The 24,647-nt window shown below is 74.9% G+C and carries 19 protein-coding genes; 7 read left to right on the top strand and 12 right to left on the bottom strand.

Annotated elements, in window-relative coordinates:
• Positions 1–59: 59 nt before the first annotated feature.
• Genes ACFVVL_RS21370 through ACFVVL_RS21360 form a run of 3 tightly spaced genes read right to left on the bottom strand, consistent with a single transcriptional unit; the run spans position 60 to position 3,387 of the window.
• Positions 60–1,097 carry a TolB family protein gene (locus tag ACFVVL_RS21370; protein WP_387677471.1) on the bottom strand — a complete coding sequence of 346 codons (1,038 nt, stop codon included), beginning with the start codon at positions 1,095–1,097 and terminating at the stop codon, positions 60–62.
• Positions 1,094–2,470: an MFS transporter gene (locus tag ACFVVL_RS21365; protein ID WP_387677468.1), complete on the bottom strand. Its 1,377-nt coding sequence runs from the start codon at positions 2,468–2,470 to the stop codon at positions 1,094–1,096. The genes ACFVVL_RS21370 and ACFVVL_RS21365 overlap by 4 nt, the downstream gene beginning before the upstream one ends.
• Before the next feature lie 5 nt (positions 2,471–2,475).
• Positions 2,476–3,387: an alkaline phosphatase family protein gene (locus ACFVVL_RS21360; RefSeq protein WP_387677465.1), complete on the bottom strand. Its 912-nt coding sequence runs from the start codon at positions 3,385–3,387 to the stop codon at positions 2,476–2,478.
• Between the two features lie 501 nt (positions 3,388–3,888).
• Between ACFVVL_RS21360 and ACFVVL_RS21355 the strand changes: the two genes are divergently transcribed.
• Together ACFVVL_RS21355 and cobC are read left to right on the top strand one after the other, a co-directional pair.
• Complete coding sequence (locus ACFVVL_RS21355; protein WP_387677462.1) at positions 3,889–4,443, top strand: cobalamin biosynthesis protein; 555 nt, start codon at positions 3,889–3,891, stop codon at positions 4,441–4,443.
• On the top strand, positions 4,440–5,498 hold the full coding sequence (gene cobC, locus ACFVVL_RS21350; RefSeq protein WP_387677459.1) for an Rv2231c family pyridoxal phosphate-dependent protein CobC: 1,059 nt from the start codon (positions 4,440–4,442) through the stop codon (positions 5,496–5,498). Before ACFVVL_RS21355 ends, cobC begins: the two co-directional genes overlap by 4 nt.
• A 64-nt stretch (positions 5,499–5,562) precedes the next feature.
• Here the strand turns inward: cobC and ACFVVL_RS21345 are convergent, their stop codons facing one another.
• The 3 genes from ACFVVL_RS21345 to ACFVVL_RS21335 form a co-directional block, all read right to left on the bottom strand.
• Entirely contained in the window at positions 5,563–6,144 is a 582-nt protein-coding gene (locus tag ACFVVL_RS21345; RefSeq protein WP_387677456.1) for a hypothetical protein, read from the bottom strand.
• 83 nt (positions 6,145–6,227) lie between these two features.
• Positions 6,228–7,037 (bottom strand): MOSC domain-containing protein, encoded by an 810-nt coding sequence (locus ACFVVL_RS21340; protein WP_387677454.1) that lies wholly within the window; start codon positions 7,035–7,037, stop codon positions 6,228–6,230.
• Positions 7,034–7,213: a hypothetical protein gene (locus tag ACFVVL_RS21335; RefSeq protein WP_387677451.1), complete on the bottom strand. Its 180-nt coding sequence runs from the start codon at positions 7,211–7,213 to the stop codon at positions 7,034–7,036. The genes ACFVVL_RS21340 and ACFVVL_RS21335 overlap by 4 nt, the downstream gene beginning before the upstream one ends.
• A gap of 164 nt (positions 7,214–7,377) precedes the next feature.
• On the opposite strand from ACFVVL_RS21335, the gene ACFVVL_RS21330 reads away from it, so the two are divergent.
• On the top strand, positions 7,378–7,995 hold the full coding sequence (locus ACFVVL_RS21330; protein WP_387677448.1) for a hypothetical protein: 618 nt from the start codon (positions 7,378–7,380) through the stop codon (positions 7,993–7,995).
• A gap of 44 nt (positions 7,996–8,039) precedes the next feature.
• Positions 8,040–8,477 carry a GNAT family N-acetyltransferase gene (locus tag ACFVVL_RS21325; protein WP_387677445.1) on the top strand — a complete coding sequence of 146 codons (438 nt, stop codon included), beginning with the start codon at positions 8,040–8,042 and terminating at the stop codon, positions 8,475–8,477.
• A 79-nt stretch (positions 8,478–8,556) separates the two neighbouring features.
• Here ACFVVL_RS21325 and ACFVVL_RS21320 read toward each other — a convergent pair whose 3' ends face one another.
• A complete protein-coding gene (locus ACFVVL_RS21320) occupies positions 8,557–9,657 on the bottom strand; it encodes an LLM class flavin-dependent oxidoreductase (protein ID WP_380292796.1) in 1,101 nt (366 codons plus the stop codon).
• Between the two features lie 320 nt (positions 9,658–9,977).
• Between ACFVVL_RS21320 and ACFVVL_RS21315 the strand changes: the two genes are divergently transcribed.
• Positions 9,978–11,402 (top strand): esterase/lipase family protein, encoded by a 1,425-nt coding sequence (locus ACFVVL_RS21315; protein WP_387677442.1) that lies wholly within the window; start codon positions 9,978–9,980, stop codon positions 11,400–11,402.
• A complete protein-coding gene (locus tag ACFVVL_RS21310; protein ID WP_387677439.1) occupies positions 11,399–16,741 on the top strand; it encodes a hypothetical protein in 5,343 nt (1,780 codons plus the stop codon). The genes ACFVVL_RS21315 and ACFVVL_RS21310 overlap by 4 nt, the downstream gene beginning before the upstream one ends.
• A gap of 84 nt (positions 16,742–16,825) precedes the next feature.
• Here the strand turns inward: ACFVVL_RS21310 and glnII are convergent, their stop codons facing one another.
• From glnII to ACFVVL_RS21290, 4 genes are all read right to left on the bottom strand, one after another.
• Complete coding sequence (gene glnII, locus ACFVVL_RS21305) at positions 16,826–17,848, bottom strand: glutamine synthetase (protein WP_387677436.1); 1,023 nt, start codon at positions 17,846–17,848, stop codon at positions 16,826–16,828.
• 167 nt (positions 17,849–18,015) lie between these two features.
• The gene (locus ACFVVL_RS21300; RefSeq protein ID WP_387677433.1) at positions 18,016–19,119 is read right to left on the bottom strand and encodes an SCO1860 family LAETG-anchored protein; all 1,104 of its coding nucleotides are present in this window, start codon (positions 19,117–19,119) and stop codon (positions 18,016–18,018) included.
• A gap of 153 nt (positions 19,120–19,272) precedes the next feature.
• Positions 19,273–19,950 (bottom strand): uracil-DNA glycosylase, encoded by a 678-nt coding sequence (locus tag ACFVVL_RS21295; protein ID WP_380292786.1) that lies wholly within the window; start codon positions 19,948–19,950, stop codon positions 19,273–19,275.
• A gap of 73 nt (positions 19,951–20,023) precedes the next feature.
• Complete coding sequence (locus ACFVVL_RS21290; RefSeq protein WP_387677429.1) at positions 20,024–21,127, bottom strand: amidohydrolase family protein; 1,104 nt, start codon at positions 21,125–21,127, stop codon at positions 20,024–20,026.
• Between the two features lie 111 nt (positions 21,128–21,238).
• On the opposite strand from ACFVVL_RS21290, the gene ACFVVL_RS21285 reads away from it, so the two are divergent.
• On the top strand, positions 21,239–22,327 hold the full coding sequence (locus ACFVVL_RS21285) for a pyridoxal-phosphate-dependent aminotransferase family protein (protein ID WP_387677426.1): 1,089 nt from the start codon (positions 21,239–21,241) through the stop codon (positions 22,325–22,327).
• A gap of 19 nt (positions 22,328–22,346) precedes the next feature.
• Here ACFVVL_RS21285 and ACFVVL_RS21280 read toward each other — a convergent pair whose 3' ends face one another.
• Positions 22,347–24,578: a hypothetical protein gene (locus ACFVVL_RS21280; protein WP_387677423.1), complete on the bottom strand. Its 2,232-nt coding sequence runs from the start codon at positions 24,576–24,578 to the stop codon at positions 22,347–22,349.
• Positions 24,579–24,647 lie beyond the last annotated feature (69 nt).

Here is a 24,647-nt window from a genome sequence, read left to right as displayed (position 1 = left end):
ACGCTCCGAGTTCCGCCCCGGACCACCCGCCCCGGACCACCCGCCCCGGCCGGCCGCCGTCAGCCGAGGTACGCCGGGGCGACCGCCGCGTCGAGCAGCCGCACCGCGGAGCCGGTGCCGTCGGCGGGAACGGTCCACAGGTCGGCGCCGAAGTCGCCGGGCATGGCGTACAGCAGGGTGTGGTCGTCGGACCAGACGGCCTGGTCGTCGATGCTGCGCTGTTCGGCGGTGGCGGTCTCGGTCATGGTGGCGAGGTCCAGGACGTAGAGCCGCCAGGGGGCGTCCGCGGAGGCCCCGGGGACGCGCTTCTTGTAGGCCACCCGGGTGCCGTCCGGGGAGAGCGAGGGGCACTCGACGTTCTGGTGGAGGGTGGTGAGGGTGCGGGCGCCGAGGTCACCGCGGACCAGGTGGGTCTGGCCGCCGGTGGCGACGGTGGCGTAGAAGGCGTTGTCGTCGACGAAGGTCACGCCCCAGATGTTGACGTCGGGCGAGCGGTACGGCTTGCCGTCCTTGATGACGTCGAACTCCTCCAGGTTCTCCCGCAGGTTCCAGTCCCGGACGTCGACGATCGAGGTGCGGGTGGAGAAGTCGGTGCCCGCGTAGGAGTCGCCGCTGACGAAGACGGTCCAGGCGGCGAGGTGCCCGGAGGGCGAGACCCGGGAGCGGGTGGGGATGCCGGCGACCGGGAAGGAGCGCACCTCTCGCAGGCGGTCGTCGAGGACGACGGCGCGGTAGGTGTCCTGGAGGGTGCCGCGGTCGGCCTGTAGGCAGATGCCGGTGCCGGCGGCGGCGGCGAAGCGCAGGCACTGGACGCCGGAGGAGGTGCGCGGGCCGTCGGGGCGGTCGGCGGGGACGGTGACGATCTCGTCGCGGTGCGGGCCCCAGGCCATGTTGCGGAAGAGCAGCTGCCGGGCGGCGGGGGCCTTGAGGGTGACCTCGCCGGGGGTGACGACGGGGCCGCCGGCCTGGACGCGGTCGCGTTCGGCGGAGCGGTCGGCGGCCCACAGCACGGCGCCGGTGCCGACCCCGGCGAGCAGGACGACGGCGACCAGCAGGATCAGCACCCGGGTGCGGTTGCGGAGGGGGGCGGCGGTCACGAGGGCACCTCGGCGTCGGTGGGGTCTTCGAAGGCGGCGGGGTCGTCGGGGGCGGCGGGCTCGCGCAGCACGAACGCCGCGCCGGTGACGCAGCCGGCCAGCGCCAGCGCCGACCAGGTCAGCGCGGCGGTGCCGCCGACGGCGCTCCACAGCGCGCCGAACACCAGCGAGCAGGCGAACCGCGCGAGCGCCTGTCCGGTGCCGACCAGGGCGAGGCCGGCGCCGCGCTGCCCGGCGGGGACGGTGTCGGCCGCGGCGGCGGCCAGCACGCCGTCGGTGGCGGCGTAGAAGGCGCCGTGCAGCAGCAGCACGCAGGCCACCACCGGCAGCCCGTCGAGCGGGGAGAGCAGCAGTCCGTAGGCGGTCAGCAGGACGCCGTGGCCGGCCAGGAACAGCCGGCGGCGGCCGATCCGGTCGGCGAGCGCGCCGAGCGGGACGGCGAGCAGCAGGAAGGCGCCGGCGGTGCCGAGCGGGAGCAGCGGGAAGTACTCGGTGGCGAGGCCGAGCCGGCGCTGCACGAGCAGGTAGAGGAAGGAGTCGCTGACGGTGGTGAGGCCGAGCAGCACGGCGCAGAACGTGAGCCGGCGCAGTCCGGGGATGCGCAGCAGGGCGAGGCCGTCCCGCAGCCGGGGGTGGACCGCCGACGGCTCGTCGGTGGCCGGCCGGTTGGGCACGAAGAGCAGCAGGACCAGCACGCCGAGCACCGCGACGCACGCGCTGACCGCGAACACCGCGTGGTAGCCGGCCTGTTGGCCGCCGTCGGCGAGCAGCGGGCCGCCGGCCGTGCGCAGCACCAGGAAGGCGGTGAGCGGCCCGAGCAGCGCGCCGGCCGTGTCCATCGCCCGGTGGACGCCGAACGCCCGTCCGCGGTGGGCGGGTTCGGTGGCGAGCGAGATCATCGCGTCGCGCGGGGCGGTGCGCAGGCCCTTGCCGGTGCGGTCGGCGGCGAGCACGGCGCCGATCAGCGGCACGGTGTGGACGAGCAGCAGCAGCGGCTTGCACAGCGCCGACAGGCCGTAGCCGACGGCGGCGACGGCCTTGTGCCGGGGGGCGCCGTCGCGCCCGCGCCGGTCGGCGAGGTGGCCGCCGGCCAGCCGGACGACGGCGCTGAAGCCGTTCTGGATGCCGTCGAGCAGGCCGAAGCCGAGCGGGGACAGGCCGAGGCCGGTGAGCAGGTAGAGCGGCAGGACGGCGCTGACCATCTCGGACGACACGTCGGTGACCAGGCTGACCACGCCCAGGGCGACGACGGTTCCGGGAACGGCCGCCCGGGCCGCCCGGCCCGCGGCGGGGGCGGCGGCCTCCCGCCGCCCCGGCCGGGTGGCGGCCGGGGCGGCGGGGGCCTTGGAGCTGCGGGAGTCCGCGACGTACACGGGCGTCAGTTCCAGATGCCGGAGATGGTGGCGGCGGTGGCGGCGTTGCCCGCGTGGGTGGTCAGGCCCGCGAGGTCCTCCAGCGTGCGCAGCACGTTGTAGTGGTTGTAGGTGGTGGCGGTGGTGGAGCCCGGGGTGACGTGGGCGCCGTAGAAGACGGTGGGGATGCGGTTGCCGGACAGCTTGTTGTCCTCGTCGAAGGTCACGACCAGGATGCTGTTGTTGTTCTTGGCCCAGGTGGCGTAGGCGCCGAGCTTGTTCTGGATCCAGGTGTCGCCGGTGGACACCGAGCAGTCGTGCATGTCGTTGCAGAGGTCCGGGACGACGAAGGAGACCTTCGGCAGGCTCGCGAAGTTCGTCGGGAACTGCGTCATGGTGAACGCGGTGTTGGTCGGCACGTTGCCGAAGCCGAACCACGGGTTGTGCTTCTGCGCGTACTTGCCGCTGGAGCAGGTGGTCGAACCCTGGCTCGGCAGGCCCTCGTTGTAGCTGGCCCAGGTCTTGCCGGCGGCGATCAGCTCGGAGGCGAGGTTCGGCTGGTTGATCGAGCCGACCGGCACGCAGCTGTCGTCGGTGCGGCCCTGGTTGGAGCCGGAGAACAGCTGGTAGTAGTTGGGCTCGCTGGGGTGGGTGAGCCCGAACGACTGGGTGAGGGTGGCGCCGCCGGCCTTCAGCGTGTTGTTGATGTACGGCGCGCTGGAGCTGCCGATCACCTGGGTGTAGGCGTGGTTCTCCATGACGACGACGACCACGTGGTCCGGGGTCGGCAGGGCGGCGGCCTGGGCGGCGGTGCCGGTGGCGGCCCAGAGGCCGAGCGAGCCGGCGACCAGGCCGAGGCCGGCGGCGGAGGCGGTGAGGGTGCGGCGGCGGGGGCGGCGCGGGGCGGCGCCCCCGGCGACGGGGGTCGTGGCGCTCATGTCAACAGTCTCCGGGGTTTCGGGCATGGTGTCCTCCGTGCGTCGGGGCGGCCGGGTCGGGCAGGCGGCCCGGCCGTGCGGGAACTGCCGGGTGGGAGAGGACCGCCGGCCGGTGGACCGGCGGATTCGGAGCGCCGCAAACAGTAGGAGCGGCGCGGTGGCGCGGGCCTCGGCGGCGACATGAAGAAACGGCGAACAGCGATCGCTGGCCGAGGATCGCCGCCGGGCGCGGGTCACACCCGTCGCGATTGACCCGTCCGTCACGGGCGTGGTGGGATTTCGGCGGCCCCGGGCCCCCGGCAGCGGCCTGACCTGGGCTTTCCGGCGGGCCGGGACCGGCGGGTTTCGGCCGCCCCGGACGGGCGCCGGCCGGGCCCGGGCGGGGTGCGGCCTCGGGCAGGTGTCGGGCGGGTGACGTGGAGGAACGGGACGTGGGCAGGGCGTGAGCGCGGCGTGAGGGGACCGGACGGGAACGGTTCGCACGGCATCGGATCCGGTGCGTTGGGCGGTTCGGGTGACGGCGGGGGCCGCCCGGACGGCGCGGGCGGTCCGGACGGCGCGGGCGGGCCGGCCGTCGTCGGGGCCGGGGCTCCGTTCGTCGGCGACGCGGCCCCTCGGTTCGTCGGCGACGCGGGCGGCGGACCGTTCGTCGTCGGGGTCGGGGTGCGGGGCTCGGCGACGGGGGCGGAGCTGCTGGCGCTGGTCCGGCACGCGCTCGCCTCGGCCGGGCTGCCGGACGGCGCCGTGGCCGCCCTCGCCACCCTCACCGGCAAGGCCGCCCACCCCGCCGTCCGCGCGGCCGCGGCGGCGCTCGGCGTGCCGGTGGCCGAGTACCCGGCCGGGGTGCTGGCCGCCGTCCCCGTGCCGAATCCGTCCGGCGCCGTCGGCCACGCGGTCGGCACGGTCAGCGTGGCCGAGGCGGCGGCGCTGGCGGGGGCCGGCGGCGGGCGCGCCGAGCTCGTCGTCCCCAAGCGGAAGTCGGCGGCCGCGACGGTGGCCGTCGCCCGCGCGGCCCGCCCCCCGCACGCCCGACCGAACCCAGGAGAGCAGCCATGAGCCCCCACTCCCCCGCCGAACCCGACCTGCGCCACCACGGGGACGCCGAGGTGCGCGCCGACGGCGCCGGACTGGTCGACCTCGCCGTCAACGTCCGCACCGGCACGCCCCCGGAGTGGCTGCGCGAGCGCCTCGCCGCCAGCCTCACCGGCCTCGCCGCCTATCCCGACGGCGCCGCCGCCCGGGCCGCCGTCGCCGAGCGGCACGGCCGGCCGGTGGAGGAGGTGCTGCTCACCTCGGGCGCCGCCGAGGCCTTCGTCCTGCTCGCCCGCTCCCTGACGCCACGTCACATCGCCGTGTTGCACCCGCAGTTCACCGAGCCCGAGGCCGCCCTGCGGGACGCCGGGCACCCGGTGCGACGGGTCCTGCTCACCCCCGGGGACGGCTTCCGGCTGGCCGCGGACGCGGTGCCCGAGGAGGCCGACCTGGTGGTGCTCGGCAATCCCACCAACCCCACCTCCGTCCTCCACCCGGCGGCCGCCGTCGCCGCCCTGGCCCGCCCCGGCCGCACCCTGGTCGTCGACGAGGCGTTCATGGACACCGTGCCCGGCGAGAGCGAATCCCTGGCCCCGGCGCGGGAGCTTCCGGGCCAGGTGGTCGTGCTGCGCAGCCTCACCAAGACCTGGGGCCTGGCCGGGCTGCGGATCGGCTACGTGCTCGGCCCGGCGCCGCTGATCGCCGCCCTGGCCGCGGCCCAGCCGCTCTGGCCGGTCTCCACCCCGGCGCTGGTCGCCGCCGAGGCCTGCTCCGGCCCGGCCGCGCTCGCCGAGGCCGAGCGGGCCGCGCACGAACTCGCCCTCCGGCGCGAGCACCTGGTGAAGGGCCTGGCGGCGTTCCCGGCCGTCCGGGTGCACGGTGAGCCGGCCGCCTCCTTCGTGCTGCTCGAACTGCCGGGCGCCGACGCCGTCCGGGCCCGGCTGCGCACCCTCGGCTTCGCCGTCCGCCGGGGCGACACCTTCCCCGGCCTCGGCCCGGACTGGCTGCGCGTGGCCGTCCGGGACGAGGCCACCACGGACGGCTTCCTGACCGCCCTGGCGCGGGCGCTGGACGCCTGACGCCCCCTTCCCGGCACCCGGCCCCGGCCCCGGACCCGGCCCGGACCCGTACGCGCTCCCGGGCCTACTCGCAGATCCCCGGCTCGGCGGCCGGTTCGAGCAGCACCGGGCCGTCCAGGTAGCCGGGGGCGTCGAAGCGCAGCCGGTCGGCGGCGGTCAGGGTCGCCCAGCCGGGCAGCACGGGCGGCGCCGAGCCGGGCCCCCACGCGCCGGGCAGACCGGGCGGCAGGACCGGCGGGCGCCCGGTCCGCCAGGAGTGCCCGGCGAAGCGCAGATGGCCGGTCTCGCAGCGGGTGTTCCAGTCGAGCGCGTAGGCGACGCCCACGGCGGCGCCCTCGCCGGGGTCCGCCGGGGTCGTGCCGGGGCTCACCTCGCGGCGCGGCGGCCGGGCGGCGGCGCCCGCCGTCTCCACCGCCGTCGTCACCGCCGCCACCGGTGCCCTCACCGGCCCCGTCGTCGTCCCCCCGACCGTGACGGGGAGCGCCCGACCGCCGTCGTCCGCCGAGGTCGCCAGCACCACGGCCGACGCCGTCGCGGCCGCCACCACCACCGCCCACCGGGCCGCGAAGGCCCAGCGGCCGGCCGCCGTCCCGCTGCCCCCGCTGCTCCCGCTGTTCCCGCTGCCGAACTCCCGATCCCCGCCCATCCCGGTCGCCTCCTCGCCGCCTCGCCGCCTCACCCTGCCGACGACGATGGGACCCGCCCCGGCGGCAACCGGTTCCCCGCAGGTCAGGACAGCAGCACCACCGGGTCGCCGACCGCCACCCGGCCCGGCGTCAGCACCCGGGCGTACACACCGGCGCAGGGCAGCGCGGGCATGCCCGGCAGCGGGACGAGCCGGTTGCGCTCCGCGAGCGTGCGCAGCGCCGCCGTCGAGCGGGGCAGGCCCGGACCGTGCGCGAGAGTGGGGACGGCACAGCGCGGCGTGGCCGTGACGATGTGCAGGCGCAGCCGCGCACCGATCACCAACTCGCCCTCCACCCAGGCGTTCTCGACGAAGCCGGTGGCGGCGCCGGAGGTGCGGACCAGCACGTTCGGCCGGTACCGCTCGGCGGCGGCGCCGTCCGCGGCGGCGAGGGCGGCCGTGGTGAGCAGATGGAGCGGGGCGAAGTCGAAGAACGTCCCGGGCGGCGCGGCGCGCCCCAACTCGTTGACGGTGAACCCGACCTCGGCGTGCGGCCCCCGCGCCAGCACCTCCTCCGGAACGGACCGCTCGACGCTCGCGCCCTGCGGCGGCGCGTCCACCAGCCGGACCTCACGGCCCAGCCGCCGCGACAGCCCGCGCTCGTCCACGACCGCGCCGTCCGGGCCGGTGATCACCACCCCGCCGCCGGGCGCGGTCACGGCCGTGAACCCGAGCACGCCCGCCCAGCGGCGCGGGTGCTTGGCGCTCACCACCAGCCCGCTGCCGACGTCCAGCAGCGCGTACGCGCGGTCGCCCTCGATGCCGCGCTCCGTCACGGACGCCGCACGGAGTTCCTCGCCGAGCATCGACTTCACGGGGTGACGCCGCAGCCGCTCGACCGTCCCGACCCTCACCCCCCGTCCCCCGTCCCCCCGCACGCCCACTCCCGCGGGCCGGTTCCGGAGTCGATCCGCAGGGTGGCCGCCGGCCCGGGGTGGTGGGCGGCGATCCACGCGGTGTCCTGCGGTTCGGCGGCGTACGGGTCGAGCGGGCCGTCGACGTCGAGGAGGAGCAACGGGGGTGCGGTCATGGGGGTGATCGTCCCTCGTGGGCGGGGTGTTGGCCATCCCTTTCCGGCGCCGCGCTCTGCGACAGGATCGGGATGTTTCCCGCACCGGACCGTGAACGATCCCGTCGTACCGTCGTGGTGCGCCGGTGAACGACACCGCCGCACCACGATCCTGGGGGAACCGCATGCGCCCGCGCCGTCTCGCTCTCACCGCCGTCGCCGTCGCGGCGCTCGCCGTCGCCGCCACCGCGTGCGGGCCGGAGAACAGCGACACCGCCGCCCCCGTGTCGAGCCCGGCCGTGACCACCGCGCCGCCGGCCACCACCGCCCCGACCGCCGCCGCCCCGGCCGTCACCACCCCGGCCGCCACCGCCACGAAGCCCTCCGCCCCCGCCCAGCCCTCCGGCGCCACCTGCGGCGCCAAGGACCTCGTGCTCACCGCCAAGGCCGAGTCCCAGGCGGGCGGCTACATCCTGATCGCCGCCAAGGCCAAGCCGGGCGTCACCTGCACCCTCCCGCCCCGGCCGCCGGTCATCGCCTTCGGCTCGCGCGGCATCGAGGCGTCCAAGGCCGAGCAGGGCGTCAGCCAGCCGATCAGGCTGAGCGGCTCGGACACCGCCTACGCGGGCGTCATGGCGAAGACCACCAAGGACAACCAGGCCGTCGAGTTCACCGACGTCATCGTGGGCATCGGCAGCCCGGACCCCGACCCGGTCAGCCTGCCGATCGGCCGGACCGGCGTCGACCGGCCGATCGTCACCAACTGGCACAACCTGCCGGAGAACGCCGTGCCCGTCCACTGAGAAAACCACTGGTCGACGGCCGGATCCGCTGCTTGGATCCGGCCATGACCAGTGACCACACCCTGCCCGACGGCTACGAGATCTCCACCGACCCCGCGCGCCTCGACGCCGCGCTGATCCACCGGTGGCTGTCCCTGGACGCCTACTGGGCGATCGGCCGCAGCCGCGAGAAGCAGGACCGGGCGATCGCGGACTCGCTCAACTTCGGCCTCTACGAGCAGGCCTCGGGCGCCCAGGTCGGCTACGCCCGGGTGGTCACCGACCACGCCACCTTCGCCTGGCTGTGCGACGTCTACATCGCCCCGGCCGCCCGCGGCCGCGGCCTCGGCACCGCCCTGGCCGCCGCCGTCCGCGACGAGCTCGCCGGGGACGGCCTGCGCCGCATCCTGCTGGCCACCGCCGACGCCCACGGCGTCTACGCCAAGGTGGGCTTCGAGCCGGTGGTCAAGCCGGAGAAGTGGATGGTCCTGGGCCAGCAGTAGCCCCCGGCCGCCCGCACCGACGCCCCGCGCCGGCGCCCCACCCCGACGCTCCGCACCGACGCCCCGCTCCGGCGCCATCCTACTCCGGCCGGCGCCAGAGCCCCCGGGCGGCCAGCACCGGCAGCACCCCCTCGCCGAACCAGTACGCCTCCTCCAGGTGCGGCATCCCGCTGAGCACGAACTCGTCGATGCCCAGCTCGTGGTACTCGGTGACGAGGTCGGCCACCTCCCGGTGACTGCCCACCAGCGCCGTCCCGGCCCCGCCGCGCAGCAGGCCGACGCCCGCCCACAGCCCCGGGTACACCTCCAGCCGCTCCGCCGAGCCGCCGTGCAGCGCCAGCATCCGGCGCTGCCCCACCGACTCGCTGCGGGCCAGCGCCCGCTGGGTCTCCCGGACCCGCTGCGGGTCCATCGCCGCCAGCAGCCGCTCCGTCTCCGCCCACGCCTGCGCCGAGGTGTCCCGGGTGATCACGTGCAGCCGGATCCCGAACCGCACCACCCGCCCCTCCCGCGCGGCGAGTTCACGGATCCAGGTGATCTTCTCCCGCACCTGCCCGGGCGGCTCGCCCCAGGTGAGGTACACGTCCGCGTACCGGGCGGCGACCTCGCCCGCCACCGGGGAGGACCCGCCGAAGTACACCGGCGGCGCCGGCTCCGGCGGCCGGGTCAACTCCGCCCGCTCGGTGCGCAGGTGGACCCCTTCGTGGTCCACCGTCTCCCCCGCCCAGAGCCGCCGCACGACGGACAGGAACTCCCCGGTGCGGGCGTAGCGGGCGTCCTTGTCCAGGAAGTCCCCGTACGCCCGCTGCTCCGCCGACTCCCCGCCGGTCACCACGTTGAGCAACAGCCGCCCGCCGGACAGCCGTTGGTACGTGGACGCCATCTGCGCCGCCAGTGCCGGCGCGATCTGCCCGGGCCGGAACGCCACCAGGTACTTCAGCCGCTCGGTCACCTGGGTGAGCATCGCCGTCGTCACCCACGCGTCCTCGCACCACGCCCCGGTCGGCGTCAGCGCCCCTTCGAACCCCAACTGCTCGGCGCTGCGGGCGACCTGCCCCAGGTACCCGAGGGACGGCGGCCGGTCGCCCCCGGCCGCGCCGGGTGTCGAGCCGTGGCCTCCGCCGACGACGTGCCGGCTGTCGCCGTTGGTGGGCAGGAACCAGTGGAACGTCAGGGTCATGAACACACACTCCGTACCGGAAGAGCCGCCTGCGGGAAAGGGGGAGAGCCGTTCAACGGCGACAGGCGGCCGTCCACACCCGCGCCAGATCCACGTGCAGGCGTCGCACGGGGAACCAGGCGGCGAAGGCGGTCATGCGGGCCATTGTCCGCCGAGGTCCGGCGCCGATCAAGAGAGCCTCCGCCCCGGCCCCGTGTCTCAACTTGGCCACCACCCGGCCCGGCCCCTGTGCCGCACGACCGGTGCGCAGGATCATGGGCGCGCAAGCGCCGGTCCGGCCAGGGGGGTTGGGCAACCGGCGCCCGGCGAGCGGAGACGAAGTGGCGCGCAGACATCTGGTGTACGTCCTGCCCGGGATCGGCGGCAGCGTACTGGAGCGGCCGGGGAAGGACGGGCGGCCCGGCGAAGTCGTCTGGGACGCTGGCTTCGGCGACATCGCCGCCCTGTTCGCCGGACCGGGCCGGCTCGCCCCCGACGAGCCGCTGCGCCCCGTCGGGGTGATCCGCTCCCGCCGGCTGCTGCCCGGCTGGACGGTCGTCCCCGGCTACGAGCGGCTGCTCGACGGCCTGCGCGCACTGCCCGGCGTACGGCTCGACGAGGGCCACCCGGACCGGCGCGACCCGGCCGCCAACGTGGTCGTCCTCCCCTACGACTTCCGCCTCGGCGTCGCCCGGGCCGCCGAGCAGCTCGCCGCCGACGTCCACGAACGCCTCCAGGACTTCACCGAGACCGAACGGGCCGGGCGCGTCACCGTCGTGGCGCACTCGATGGGCGGACTGGTCGCCCGCTACTGGCTCGGCCCGCTGGAGGGCTGGCCGCTCTGCCGTGCCCTGATCACCCTCGGCACGCCGCACCGGGGGGCGCCCAAGGCCCTGGACGTCCTGGCCAACGGCGTCCGGGTGGCCGGGGTCCGGCTGAAGGGCGTCAGCGAGCTGCTGCGGAGCTGGCCGGGCGTCGCCGACCTGCTGCCCCGCTACCCCGCCGTCTGGGACGCCACCACCGGCACCGCCCGCCACCCCCACGAACTCGCCCTGCCGGGGCTCGGAGCGGCGGCCGAGGCCGGCTACGACACCCACCGGGACATCGAGGACGGCTGGCGGAGCATCCCGCGCGAGCCCGACACCCCGGTCGTCGTCCCGCGCCTCGGCTGGAGCCACGACACCCCCGGCTCCGCCCACTGGGACGGCCGCCGGCTCAGCCTGCACAAGACACCGCCCGGCTGGCTCCCGCTCGACGGCTGGGAGCACGACCACGGCGACGGCACCGTGCCCGCCTTCTCCGCCGTCCCGCTGGAGCTGAGCGCCGACCACGCCTCCGGCTGGCGCGCCCGCGACCGGCACGGCCCGCTCGGCTCGGCCGCCTGGATCCCGGGCCTGGTCGACGCCTTCGAGCGGCGGGCGCCGCTGACCGCCGTCCGCGGCGAGGAGCGGCAGACCTCGCTGGGGCTGGACCTGGACGAACTGCACCCGGCCGGCGCGACGGTGCCGCTGCGGGTGCGGCTGCGCGGCGACGCCGTCCCCGAGGGCGGGGAGGGGCTGCCCGTGTGGGCGACGCTGCGGCAGGCCGAGGAACCGGGCGCGCGGGTCGCCGAGGTGCGGCTCGACTGGGACCCGGCGGAGGGCTGCCACCGCACCGACCTGCCCGGGCAGCAGCCGGGCCTGTACGACGTCAAGGTGACCGCGCGCGCCGTCCCCGGCGTCGGCGACCTCACCGCGGGCGACGCCTTCGCGGCGGTGGCCGGATGAACGCCTGGCCGCGCTGGGACCAGGAGGGCGAGCCCGCGGCCCTCGCCCGCTACGTCCGGCCCGACGAGGCCGCCGCGTTCGTCCGCCTGCCCGGCGCGGCCGGCGGCAGCCGCCTCGACCAGGCCCGCGCCGTGTACGAGGCACTGGCGGGCGCCGGCATCACCTACGCGTACGAGGCGCCGGGCGACGACCCCGGGCGGCAGATGGTCCGCCAGCCCGCCGAGGTGCTGTGGAGCCCCCGGCACGCCACCTGCCTCGACCTCGCGCTCGTCCTCGCGGGCGCCTGCCTGCACGCGGGCCTGCGACCGTTCGTCCTGCTCCTCGACCCGCCCGAGGCCGGCGCCCCCGGCCACGCGCTGCTCGGCGTGCGGATCGGCGACCCCGACCCCGGCGAGCCGGCCCCGCCGGACGCCGAGGTGTGGCGGACCCGGCCGCCCGACTGGGCGGAACTCGCCCAGGCGGAGGTGGACGGCCCGGCCCGCCCGCTGCTGCTGCTCGACCCGGTCGGCGTGGCCCACGCCCTGCCCACCTCACCGGTCCTCGGCACCGGAGCCTCCTTCGCCGACGCCGCCCGGGCCGGCGCCCGCTACGCCGCCGAGTGGAACTGGCGCTTCGCCGTCGACGTGGGGCGCCTGTGGCGCGCCGGGGACACCCACGTCCCGGCCGTGCACCTGGCCGCCGACCCGCTGCGCCCGCCGTACCTGCCGCTCGACCCGCAGCTGCACCGGCCGCTGCAACTGCTCCGGCCGGAACACAACGTGGTGCCGTTCCAGGCCCGCGACGAACTGACCGTGCTCACCGGCTGGTGCCGCTCGGTGGCCGAGGGCCGGCACACCGGCGTCGCCGTCGTCCACGGCGTCGGCGGCGCGGGCAAGACCCGGCTCGCCCTGGAGGTCGCCCACCGGCTCGCCGAGCGGGACGGCTGGTACGCGGGCTACCTGCGCAAGGACACCCCCGGCCTGGACTGGCTCGGCGTCGTCACCTCGCCCACCCTGGTCGTCCTCGACTACGCCGACGCCCGGCCCGCCGAGGCGCGGCAGCTGCTCAGCGTGCTGCGCCGGCGCACCGAACGCGGCGGCGCACCCGCCGTCGTCCTGATGACCGCCCGCTCCACCGACGGCCAGTGGCTGGACGACCTGCGCCGGGCGTGGACCAACGACGGCCACCTCTGCCGCGAACGCCCCCCGATGCCGCTGCCGCCCGAACACCCCGACGGCGACGCGCTCGTGCGGCGCGCCGTCGAGGCGTTCCGGCTGGACGGCGAGCCGGTGGACCCCGAGACGGCGGCCGGTCCGGTCCCACGGAACTGGACCACCCTCGACCGGCTGCTCCGCACCTTCCTCGCCGCCCGCACCCGGGGCCGCGGCCGGCTGCCCACCACCCGCGCCGAGCTGTACGAGGAGGTGCTCCACCACGAGCACTCCTACTGGGCGCAGGTCTACCGCCGTGCCACCGGCACCACCGGCGACGCCCCGCTCGACGTCCTCGACCGCGCCGTCACCAGCCTCACCCTGCGCACCCCGGCCTCCCGGCCCCGGGTGGTCGACGCCCTCCGGGCCGTCGAGGAACTGGCGGACGACGCACGGTGGCGCGAGCAGGTCCGCACCACCCTCACCGACTGCCTGCGCCCGGCCCCCGGCGAGCCGCTCACCCTGCGCCCCGACCCGATCGCCGACCACCTGGTGCTGCGCACGCTGCGCGAGGACGGCGGGCTGCTGGCGGCGGCACTGGAGGGGCTCGACGACGAACGGGTGCTCGACGCCCTGCGCCAGTTCAACCGCGCCGCGGCAGCCGATCCGGGCGCCGCGACGAGCCTGCTGCTCGACTGGACGGCGGCGGGGACCGGACGATGGGCGCCCGTCCTCGGGGTGGCTTTCGAACAGGGCGGCACGGCCCTGGAGGCCCTGGACCGGCTGGTCGACGCGCCGCAGGCACCGCCCTGGCTGGGCGAGCTCGCGGACGCGATCCCCTACAGCGCCGTCGGCCTCCCGCAACTCGCCCTGCGCGCGGAGCTGCGCCTCCTGGCCGAGGTGCGTGCGGCCGGCGGGACCGAGGTGGTGCGGCTGGCTTCCCGGCTGGTCGGGGTGAGCCGGCGGCAGTCCGACACCGGCGACCGGGCGGGAGCGCTGGCGTCGATCACCGAGGCCGTCGGAATCCACCGCCTCCTCGCCGAAGCCGACCCGGGCACCTTCCTCCCCAACCTCGCCGTCGCCGTCAACAACCTCGGCGCCGAGCAGTTCGAGGGCGGGAACCGGGTGGGGGCGCTGGCGTCGATCACCGAGGCCGTCGGAATCCACCGCCTCCTCGCCGAGACCGACCCCGACACCTTCCTCCCCGGTCTCGCCATGGGCCTCACCAACCTCTCCGTCCAGCAGCTCAGGACCGGACGCCGTACGGAGGCGCTGGCCTCCGTCACCGAAGCCGTCACCCACTACCGCGATCTCACCAGGGCCGACCCCGCGGCCTTCGTCCCCGAGCTCGCCACCGCCCTCAAGAACCTCTCGGACCTGCAGTCCGACAACGGGGACCGCACGGGGGCACTGGCATCGATCACCGAAGCCGTCGGCATCCACCGCCGGCTCATCGAGGGCGAGGCCTACGCCGTCGCGCTGCTCCCCGACCTGGCCGCTGCGCTCAACAGCCTCGCCATCCATCAGGCCGACGCCGGAGACCGCATCGGGGCCCTGGCCTCCATCACCGAGGTCGTCGCGATCCGCCGCCGACTGACCACGATCAATCCGGCCGTCTTCCTCCGCGACCTCGCCGCCGCCCTCGCCAACCTCTCGATGCTGCAGGCCGGCGTCGTCGGCCGAACCGACGCCCTTGCCTCCGCCGCCGAAGCCGTCTCCTCCTTACGCTCACTCGCCGAGACCGAACCCGCCGCGGTCCTCCCCGACCTCGCCACCGCTCTCAAGAGTCTCTCCGACCTGCAGTCCGACAACGGGGACCGCACGGGGGCACTGGCATCGATCACCGAAGCCGTCGGCATCCGCCGCCCACTCGCCGAAGCCGAGCCCGCCACGTTCCTCTCCCCCCTCGCCATCGCGCTCACCGACCTCTCCAACCGGCAAGCCGACAGCGGAGATCGAACAGGCGCACTGGCCACCATCACCGAAGCCACCGGCATCAGCCGCCGGCTCGCCGAAGCCGACCCCACCGTCCACCTCCCCCACCTCGCCATCGCGCTCACCAACCTCTCCAACCGGCAAGCCGACAGCGGAGATCGAACAGGCGCACTGGCCACCATCACCGAAGCCACCGGCATCAGCCGCCGACTCGCCGAAGCCGACCCCGCCGCCCACCTCCCCCACCTCGCCGCCGCCCTCGCCAACCTCGCGATCCAACAAGCCGGCAACGGGGACCGGACAGGCGCTCTCGCCATCGCCACCGAAGCCACCGGCATCAGCCGCCGACTCGCCGAAGCCGACCCCGCCGCCCACCTTCCGCAACTCGTCAAGGCCCTCACCAACCTCTCCAACCGACAGGCCGACACCGGCGACCACGCGGGGGCACTGGCCACCATCACCGAAGCCACCGGCATCAGCCGCCGACTCGCCGAAGCCGACCCCGCCGCCCACCTTCCGCAACTCGCCAGGGCCCTCACCAACCTCTCCGCCCGACAAGCCGACAGCGGGGACCGCGCCGGCGCCCTCACCACCGCCACGGAGGCCACCGGGCACCTCCGTGAACTCGCCGAAGCCGAACCCGCCGTCTTCCTCCCCCAGCTCGCCTCCACCCTCACCAACCTCTCCAGCCGGCAGGCCGAGACCGGAGACCGACAGGGCGCCCTCGCCACCGCCACCGAGGCAATCGGCATCCTTCGCCCGCTCGGGGCGACCGACCCGGCCGCCTTCCTCCCCCAGCTCGCCTCCACCCTCACCGATCTCACCGTCCGGCAGGCCGAGACCGAGGACCACGCGGGAGCGCTGGCCTCCAGCACCGAAGCCCTCGCCCTCCACCGGCAACTCGCCGAGACCGACCCCGCCGCCTTCCTCGCCGGCCTGGCCGGAGACCTCAACAACCTGTCCAGATGCCAGTTCCTGACGGGGGACCGGACAGGCGCGCTGATCTCCATCGCCGAAGCCACCGTCCACTACCGCCGCCTCGCCGCGACCGGTCCCGCCGCGTTCCTCCCCGACCTCGCGACGGCCCTCAACAACCTCTCCGACCAGCAGTTCGAGGCCGGGGACCGGGCAGCGGCGCTGACCTCCGCCACCGAGGCACTCGACATCCGTCTCCGGCTCTGCGAATCCAACCCCGTCCTCCATGTCGCCGGTCTCTCCGCGACCCTCGCCAAGCTCTCCGACCAGCAGTCGGACGCGGTGGCCCGCCCGCTCTGGGAACGCGCGATCGCTTCCCTGCGGCATCACCCCCTGACACAGGCGGGTCTGATCGTCGACCTCGCCCTGCGCCACGCGAGGCGCGGCGAGAAGGAGCAAGCGGCCGAACTCCTGGTCGCGGCCGCTCACAACGCGGCCTCCGGCGACAGGGAACTGCTCATCGACCTCAGGTGGCAGATCAACTGGGCCGTGACGGAGTTCGCCCTGCACGACGAACGGCTGCCCGACTGGGCGTCCGACACCGTTTCGGACGGCTTCCTCCGCCTCCTGGATGCCTGGTCGCTACGATCGGGCCGGCCCGGAACGGAGGACTTCCTCCGTGACCACTCGGATCACCTGCGGTCGCCCCGGTCTCGACACCAACTGGTCCTGGCACAGGCCCTGTTCCCCGGGGATCCGGACCTCGATCTCCTCAGCCGCACGCTGGACGACATCGACCTCCGCGGCCTGGACGCCGTTCTCGCCGAGGGGCGGGCCGAAAACGATGCGCACACTCTCGCGGCGACATGGATGTCGACCCGCACCTGGTCGGAATCCCTGGCGTTCCATGCCGCGCACCGGAGCGAGTTGGAGACACCGCACATCATGTCCCTGCTCGCCCGTCAGGCCACCCCCGCCGCCCTCCAGCATTACGGGATCCTGCGACTCGCGCTGCACGGGAGCCTGGAGGACGTCTACGAGGTGGTCACCGATCCGGACGCGGCCGGCTCCGAGGCCATGGCCGCACTGGAGGCCGGTGAACTGTCCCTGCTCGCCACCATCACGATGGCCTGTCCCCTGCTGCTGGCCGGCCCGGACGGGAGGCTTTTCGCCATGGTTCACGCCATCGCCGCCGGCGATCCGGACCAGGCCCGCGCCGTCTGCTCCCGGGTCGTCGAGACGGACACTGCGCTGCGGCGCGAGGCGTTCGCCGTCCGGCTGCGCGAGCTGGCGCGGCGGCGGCCGGACCTCGCGGAGCCGGCCGGGGAGTTGGCCGAGGTGCTCCACCCCGCCGGCTGACGGCGGGAACGCCCGCAGGGCCTCCCCGGTGAGGTGGGGAGGCCCTGCGGGTGGTACGTGGAACTGCCGGGCCGGGGGCCGGGATCAGACCAGGCCGGCCTTCTCCAGGGCGGCGCAGCAGGTGTTGATCAGCAGCCGGGTGACGACGTAGGGGTCGACGTTGGCGTTCGGGCGGCGGTCCTCGATGTAGCCCTTCTGGTCGACCTCGACCTGCCACGGGATGCGGACCGAGGCGCCGCGGTCGGAGACGCCGTAGGAGTAGACGTTCCACGGGGCGGTCTCGTGCTTGCCGGTCAGGCGGGACTCGATGTCGGCGCCGTACTGGGTGACGTGCTCCAGGACCTTCTCCTGGGAGGTGCCCAGCGACTCGCAGGCGGTGATGATCGCGTCGTAGTTCTCGCGCATCGCCTTGGTGGAGAAGTTGGTGTGCGCGCCCGCGCCGTTCCAGTCGCCGCGGACCGGCTTCGGGTCGAGGGTGGCGTCGATGCCGAACTCCTCGGCGGTGCGGTAGAGCAGGTAGCGGGCGATCCACATGTCGTCGGAGACGGTCAGGGCGTCGACCGGGCCGATCTGGAACTCCCACTGGCCGGGCATGACCTCGGCGTTGATGCCGCAGATCGCCAGGCCGGCGTCGATGCAGCGGTCGAGGTGCAGCTCGACGATCTCGCGGCCGAAGACCTCCTCGGCGCCGACGCCGCAGTAGTAGCCGCCCTGCGGGGCCGGGTAGCCGCCCTCGGGGAAGCCGAGCGGGCGGGAGCCCTTGAAGAAGGTGTACTCCTGCTCGATGCCGAAGATCGACTCCTGCGCCTCGTACTGCTCGGCGACGCCGCGCAGCTGGGCGCGGGTGTTGGAGGCGTGCGGGGTGCCGTCGGTCTCGTTGACCTCGCAGAGGACCAGGATGTGGTCGCCGCCGCGGATCGGGTCCGGGACGACGCGCACCGGCTCCAGCACGCGGTCGGAGGCGTGGCCCTCGGCCTGGCTGGTGGAGGAACCGTCGAAGCCCCAGGTGGGGATCTTGTCCGCGTTCGGCAGGACACGAGTCTTGGAGCGGAGCTTGGCGGTCGGCTTGGTGCCGTCGATCCAGATGTACTCGGCCTTGATTGCCACGGCGGTGTACCTCGCAAACTGAGTGGTGGGTGCCCGCGTAGCGTTGCAAGCCGCCGTTTCCCGGTTGTTCCTCTCATGTAACGCGCATGTGAACCAACCGTCCGCATTGGCACGGTCACGGTGCGGGAGTGCCGCAGGTGGCACTCCCGCACCCGTGGGGCCGGGGGTCAGCGCCGGCGGGCGTGGGCGGGGGCCGCGGCGGCCCGGCGGCGGCGGGTGGCCCAGACCGCGCAGCCGCCTCCGGCGAGCAGCGCGGCGGCGCCGGCGGCGAGCCGGGGGGTGGCGTCGTTGCCGCCGGTGGAGGCGAGGCTGTCGGGGGCGGTGGTGGCCCGGCCGGCGGAGGGGGACGCGCTCCGGTGGGCCGTGGCGGTGGCCGCCGCCGGTGCGGCGGACGGGGTGGTGTCCGCGACGGGCTGGGCGGCCGGGGGCGTCGTCGTGACGGCGGCGGCGGGCGTGGCCGGCGTGCTCGCGGGCGTGGCCGACGGCGTCGCGGTGGACGTCGGGGCGGCCGGGACGGGCTTCTCGCAGCTCACCGACGCGACCGTGACGGTGCCGGTCACCTTGGCGACGTTGAGGTTGAGCGGGTCCACCGCGACCTTGACCTCCAGGGCGGAGGCGGCGGCCGTCGTCGAGGTGGTGGTCTTCCTGGAGAACTCCACCGTCACGCTGCCGACCAGCGGCACGTCCACCGTGGTCGGCCCGTACAGATCGACCGTGACCGGCTTGCCGAGGACGGTCAGCCGGGCGGGCGCGACCACGTCGGCGGCGGGCCTGCCGTCGACGGGGCAGGTGGCGGTGGCGCTCAGCGCCTCCAGGCCGAGCAGGGTGGTCCCGGGCAGGCCGGGGGCGTGCACCTCGGCGTCGGCGAGGGTGACGGAGGCGGTGGAGGCCTTGGCGTCCAGCTTGGTCACCGACTTGCCGACCTCCGCCTTCACCAGGGTGACCGGGCCGGTCTGGTCGACGCCGTCGACGGTCGCGGTGAGGACGGTGCCCTCGCGCTGGGCCGGGGACTCGACCTTGTTGAGCGCGACGTCGACGGGGACGGCCACGGCGTTGTTCAACAGCCGGACGTCCAGGTCGAGTTCGGCGGTGACGGCGCGCGCCTTGCCCGGGGATCCCGCGGGCGGGGCGGCGGGTGAGGCGGCGGGTGAGCCGACGGGCGAGCCGACCGGCGCGGGCTCGGCGGCCCAGGTGGCCCAGGCGGGCGGAACGGTGAGAACGGTGCAGGCCACGACGGCGGCGGCTGCGGAAACGATTCGTCGAGAAGACATGGCGGTACCCCCACGGATGAAAGGATGAGCCGCCAGTCTTCTCAAACGCTCCGTCATATGAGTCATACAGAGCGTCATTTCACCCGTTGGGGTGAAGATGACGCTCCGCGCTGACCCAGGTCTGCTAGGCCCGGGCCCGGAGGCGCCGCCGGATCACGGCAGGCGCCAGTCCACCGGCTGCGCGCCCTGCCGCACCAGCAGCTCGTTGGCCCGGCTGAACGGGCGCGAGCCGAAGAAGCCGCCGCTCGCCGAGTACGGGCTCGGGTGCGCCGACTCGATCGCCGGGATCTCGCCCAGCAGCGGCCGCAGGTTGCGCGCGTCCCGGCCCCAGAGGATCGCCACCATCGGGCCGCCGCGCGCCACCAGGGCGCGGATCGCCTGCTCGGTGACCTCCTCCCAGCCCTTGCCGCGGTGCGCGGCGGGCTTGCGCGGGGCGGTGGTCAGGGCGCGGTTCAGCAGCAGCACGCCCTGCTGCGTCCACGGGGTGAGGTCGCCGTTGGACGGCTGCGGGAGGCCGAGGTCGGCGCCGTACTCCTGGAAGATGTTGACCAGACTGGCCGGGATCGGCCGCACGTCGGCCCCCACCGAGAAGCTCAGGCCGACCGCGTGGCCGGGGGTCGGGTACGGATCCTGGCCGACGATCAGCACCCGCACCTCGGCGAACGGCTGCTGGAAGGCGCGCAGCACGTTCGGGCCGGAGGGCAGATAGGTGCGGCCGGCGGCCAGTTCGGCGCGGAGGAAGTCGCCCATCGCGGCGACCCGCCCGGCCACCGGCTCCAGCGCGGTGGCCCATCCGGGCTCGACGATCTCGTTCAGTGGACGCGGTGCCATGGGCGTAACCCTATCGGCCTACACCGACAGGCCGTTCACCCAGATGATCACACCGAAGAGGCCCCGCGGGCGCTCACGCCACCGGGCGCCCGCGCAGCACCACCAGCCGGGGATCGGCCAGCACCCGGACGTCGGCGCGCGGGTCCTGCGCGTACACCACGAAGTCCGCCGGCGCGCCCTCCTCCAGGCCGGGGCGCCCCAGCCAGGCACGCGCCCCCCAGGTGGCCGCCGACAGCGCCTCGGCGGGGGTGAGCCCGGCCTTCACCAGCTCGGCGACCTCCTCCGCGACCAGGCCGTGGGCCAGCGAGCCGCCCGCGTCCGTGCCGACGTAGACCGGGATGCCCGCGTCGTGCGCGGCGCCCACCGTGTCGTAGCGGCGCTCGTGCAGCCGGCGCATGTGGGCGGACCAGGCCGGGAACTTGGCCTCGCCGCCCGCCGCCAGCCGGGGGAAGGTGGCGATGTTGACCAGGGTCGGCACGATCGCGACCCCGCGCTCGGCGAAGACCGGGATCAGCTCCTCGGTCAGGCCGGTGGCGTGCTCGACGCAGTCGATCCCGGCGGCCAGCAGGTCCGGCAGCGAGTCGGCGGCGAAGCAGTGCGCGGTGACCCTGGCGCCCTCCTCGTGCGCGGCCGCGATCGCCTCGGCGAGCGCGTCGCCCGGCCAGCAGGCGGCGAGGTCGCCGCGGTCGCGGTCGATCCAGTCGCCGACCAGCTTGACCCAGCCGTCGCCGCGCCGGGCCTCCGCGCGCACGTAGGCGGCGAGGTCACCGGGCTCGATCTCGTGCGCGTAGTTGCGGATGTAGCGGCGGGTGCGGGCGATGTGCCGGCCGGCCCGGATGATCCTGGGCAGGTCCTCGCGGTCGTCGATCCACCGGGTGTCGGCGGCGGACCCGGCGTCGCGGATCAGCAGGGTGCCGGCGTCACGGTCGGTGAGCGCCTGCTTCTCGCTGGTGGCGGCGTCGACGGCCCCGTGCGCGTCCAGGCCGACATGGCAGTGCGCGTCCACCAGGCCGGGCAGCACCCAGCCCTCCACCGTCCGGACCTCGGCGGAGCCGGCGCCGACGGCGGTCGGACGGGAGAAGGTCACCCGGCCGTCCACCACCCAGAGTTCGTCCCGGACGTCCTCCGGACCGACCAGCACCCGACCCCTGACGTGCAGCACCGTGCCCATGCTCATGGCCGCACTCTACCGACGGCGCCGTTCCTTGTAAGCAGCGAGGATGAGGCAGACTCGTTGCCGGCCAGTACCGTCCCTCCCCCCGCCTCCCCCTCGAAAGGCCAAGAGACCGTGAGCCCCTTCCTCGACCTGCCCCCGCTCAGCGCCGCCGACTTCGCGGAGATCGAGGACAAGGTCGCCGCGCTCCTGCACACCACCGCCGACGTCATCGTCACCCAGGGCGAGGCACTGCTGCCGCTGGAGGCCGCGATCCGCGGCGCCGCGCACCCGGGCTCGACCGCGCTCAACATCGTCACCGGCCCGTACGGCCAGACCTTCGGCAACTGGCTGCGCGACTGCGGCGCGAAGGTCGTCGACCTCGCCGTGCCGTTCGACACCGCGGTGAGCGCCGAGCAGGTCGCCGAGGCGCTGGCGGCCGAGCCGGCCGTCGACTTCGTCTCGCTGGTGCACGCCGAGGCCGCCACCGGCAACACCAACCCGGTCGCCGAGATCGCCGCCGTGGTGCGCGAGCACGGCGCGCTGCTGATGGTGGACGCGGTCGCCTCGGTGGCCGCCGAGCCGCTGCTGACCGACGCCTGGGGCGTGGACCTGTGCGTGATCGGCGGGCAGAAGGCGATGGGCGGGCCGGCCGGCGTCTCGGCCGTCTCGGTCTCCGCCCGGGCCTGGGAGCGGATCACCGCCAACCCGGCCGCCCCGCGCCGCTCCTACCTCTCGCTGCTGGACTGGAAGGAGCGCTGGACGGACGCCGGGCGCACCGTCCTGCCGCACGCGCCCGCGCAGCTGGAGATGCTCGCGCTCGGCGCCTGCCTGGACCGGATCGCCGCGGACGGCCTGCCCACCGTCATCGCCCGCCACCGGGCGGCCGCGGCCGCCACCCGCGCGGGCGTGCGGGCCCTCGGCACGCTCACCCCGTTCGTCCCGGCCGACGCCCACGCCGCACCGGTGGCCACCACCCTGCGCACCCCGGCCGGCCTGGACGCCACCGCCCTCGCCGCCGAGCTGCGCCGCCTCGACCCGTCCCTCCCGGTCCAGGCCGGCGGCGGCCCGCTGGCCACCGGGATGCTGCGGGTCAACCACTACGGCCCTGCCGCCGCCCTCGACACCGTCCGCGCCACCCTCACCGCCCTGGCCACCGCCACCACCACCGACGCCACCCCGGCCCTCACCGCCGCCGAGGCCGCCTGGAACGCGACCGCCTGACCGGTTCCCAAGGCTCGGATCAGGACTCCTCGTCGTCGCTCTCGTCGTCGGCGAGCGGGTCCTGCTCCTCGCTCTCCTCGCTGTCCGGGCCTCCGGACGGGAAGTGGCCGAGAATCGCGAGCACGTTCTCACGCAGCTTCGTCCACTCCTCGGCGCCGCCGAAGAGTTCGTGTCCCGAAACCTGCTGACCGAGCTCCTCCAGCCGGTCGAGGTGATGCCGGGCATCCCGAAGCGACGCGGCGAAGGCACGCCGCTGCGCGGCCATCTGCTGCCCGACCGACAGCTCCGACGAATCGGTGGCCGGGTCCGCTCCGAACCCGGCCCCGCCGTCCGGGAACAGCGATGTCCTCGGCTCGGTCGTGAAGACCGGCGGCCTGGTCGTCTTCCGGGCCCTTTCCTCGTCGGAGGCCCAGACGACATCCCAGACGGTGAGCAGTTCCTCCTCACCACCCTCGGTCCGCGCGATCCGGTCCGGCGCGGAGAGGTCCACCCGGACGTGCCGGTAGGTGGTGGAATCAGCGGTCAGACCCAGCTCCTTCCGGACATCGGCGTTGAGCGGCATCCGATCCGTCCGGAAGCGCTGCGCCGCCAAGGCCAGCGTCCACAGACCGAGCTCGTTGCCTTCGCGGGCCAGGCCCCCGATCACGACGTTCACGTCCGCCCGGAAGGGAACCTTCCCCGGAGCGGGAGCACTCGCCACGGCCGATCCGACGTTGCGGGTGAGGAGCTTGTCCGCGATGAGTGCGATGCCGCCCGCCACGGCCAGGGTGCACCGAGCGTCCACGTCGCCCTTCAGAGCGGGCTCCACCAGAGTCGTGAAGTCGTCGACCGGCACAGGAGACCAGTCCTCGGCCAAGACGTCCTTGCAGAGCACGCCACCGTTGCTCCAGGCGTTCCGCGCCTGCTTGGTGGCCGACTTCTTGGCGATCCGCCACGGGACGTCGATCACCGGCCCCAGCAGGCCCGCGAACCCCTTGGCCGCCATGCGCCGATCCCCCTTGATCGCCTTGGCCCGGTCGTGCAGCGCCGTGTAGAGCGCGGGCCTGGTGAAGGAGTAGAGGAGGCGCACAGCGCGCCACAGCGCCGTCCCGGGGGTCCTCGGGTCGCCGTAGACCTCCGGCGTCGCCCGCTCGTCGAGAGTGCCGGCCGCGAGCGCGTAGATCTTCTTGAGCGAATCCTCCTGGCCCCACTCGATGCCCTTGGTCTGGGCGACCAGCTTCAGCGCCCGGGTGGCCACCTCAAGGTTCTGGGCGGCCTCGTCCCACGCCCTGAACTCGACGTGGACGGACGCGAGGATCGACCGCACGGCGTCGTCGAAGATGTCGGCCACCGCCAGGACACCGTTGCCGTCCGCCTCCACTCCGACCGCGACATGGGCGGGAACCAGGTACGTCTGGGCGATCTGGACGGCGCGCGGCGACGGGTGGCCGGCCGGCCACTCCGAATTGAACTCCTCGCGCAGTGCCTTGCGGTAGGCCTCCCGCCCCAGGGCCATCAACTGGGTCAGCGACTTGACGGGCTCCGCGGCAGGCTGCCGGACCGCCTTGAAGAGCGCCGTCACCGCGAGGTCCGCGACGTCGTCGGGCGAGGTCCCCGGTCCCGCCAGCACCTTCCACGCGCTGGCGAGGCGCGTGATGCCGTCCCGGGCGAGCAGGGCCGAGATCGGCTCCGTCCCGTCCTCGAACTCGAAGATCACCGGATGAACGATGAGCGCCCGGGTCACCCTGCGGGCGAGAATCGACTCCTCGTAGGAGTTGAGCCCGATGGTGGCGTGGATGGTCTGCCAGACGTGCTGCCGCAGGTGGTTCGCGTTCCGGTAGCGGTACCGCAGGATCGACTGGGGTCGGTCCCCTTCGGCCGCACCGATCACCTTGGGATCCGCGACCCCGTAGTCCTCCTGCCCCGTCCGCGGCTGGATACCGGGAAACAGCTCACTCAGCCAGATCCGCGAATGCACGGACCTCAGGGTCGCGCCGTCGACATGCTCCTCCAGCAGGAGGCTCGCGCTGGACTCCGCCGGCGGCCTGAGTTGGAGCGCCACCGCCTCTGGGGCCATGCAGGCCCTGGCGAGCGCGTGCCAGGCGTCCTCCGGGAGCGACGCCTCCGGGCTCGCCAGGCCCGCCCGCACCAGCTTCGTCCGGTCGCCGACAACGGACGGTTCCGGCAGCGAGCGGGCCACCTGGGAGACGACGATCTCTTCTTTGCCCCACTCGATCGTGATGGGGCCCTCGGACTCGGACTTTGACGTCATCACCTGTGTCCTTCGCGATGGATGTGGAAAACTGGACTCGCGGTCCTGCCCCGACTCGGTCGGGTCTCC

The sequence above is a fragment of the Kitasatospora sp. NPDC058115 genome, from assembly GCF_042884635.1.
GTDB lineage: Bacteria > Actinomycetota > Actinomycetes > Streptomycetales > Streptomycetaceae > Kitasatospora.
The sequence above is the reverse complement of the archived record's forward strand: the minus strand, read 5'-3'. Positions and strand labels throughout refer to the sequence as shown.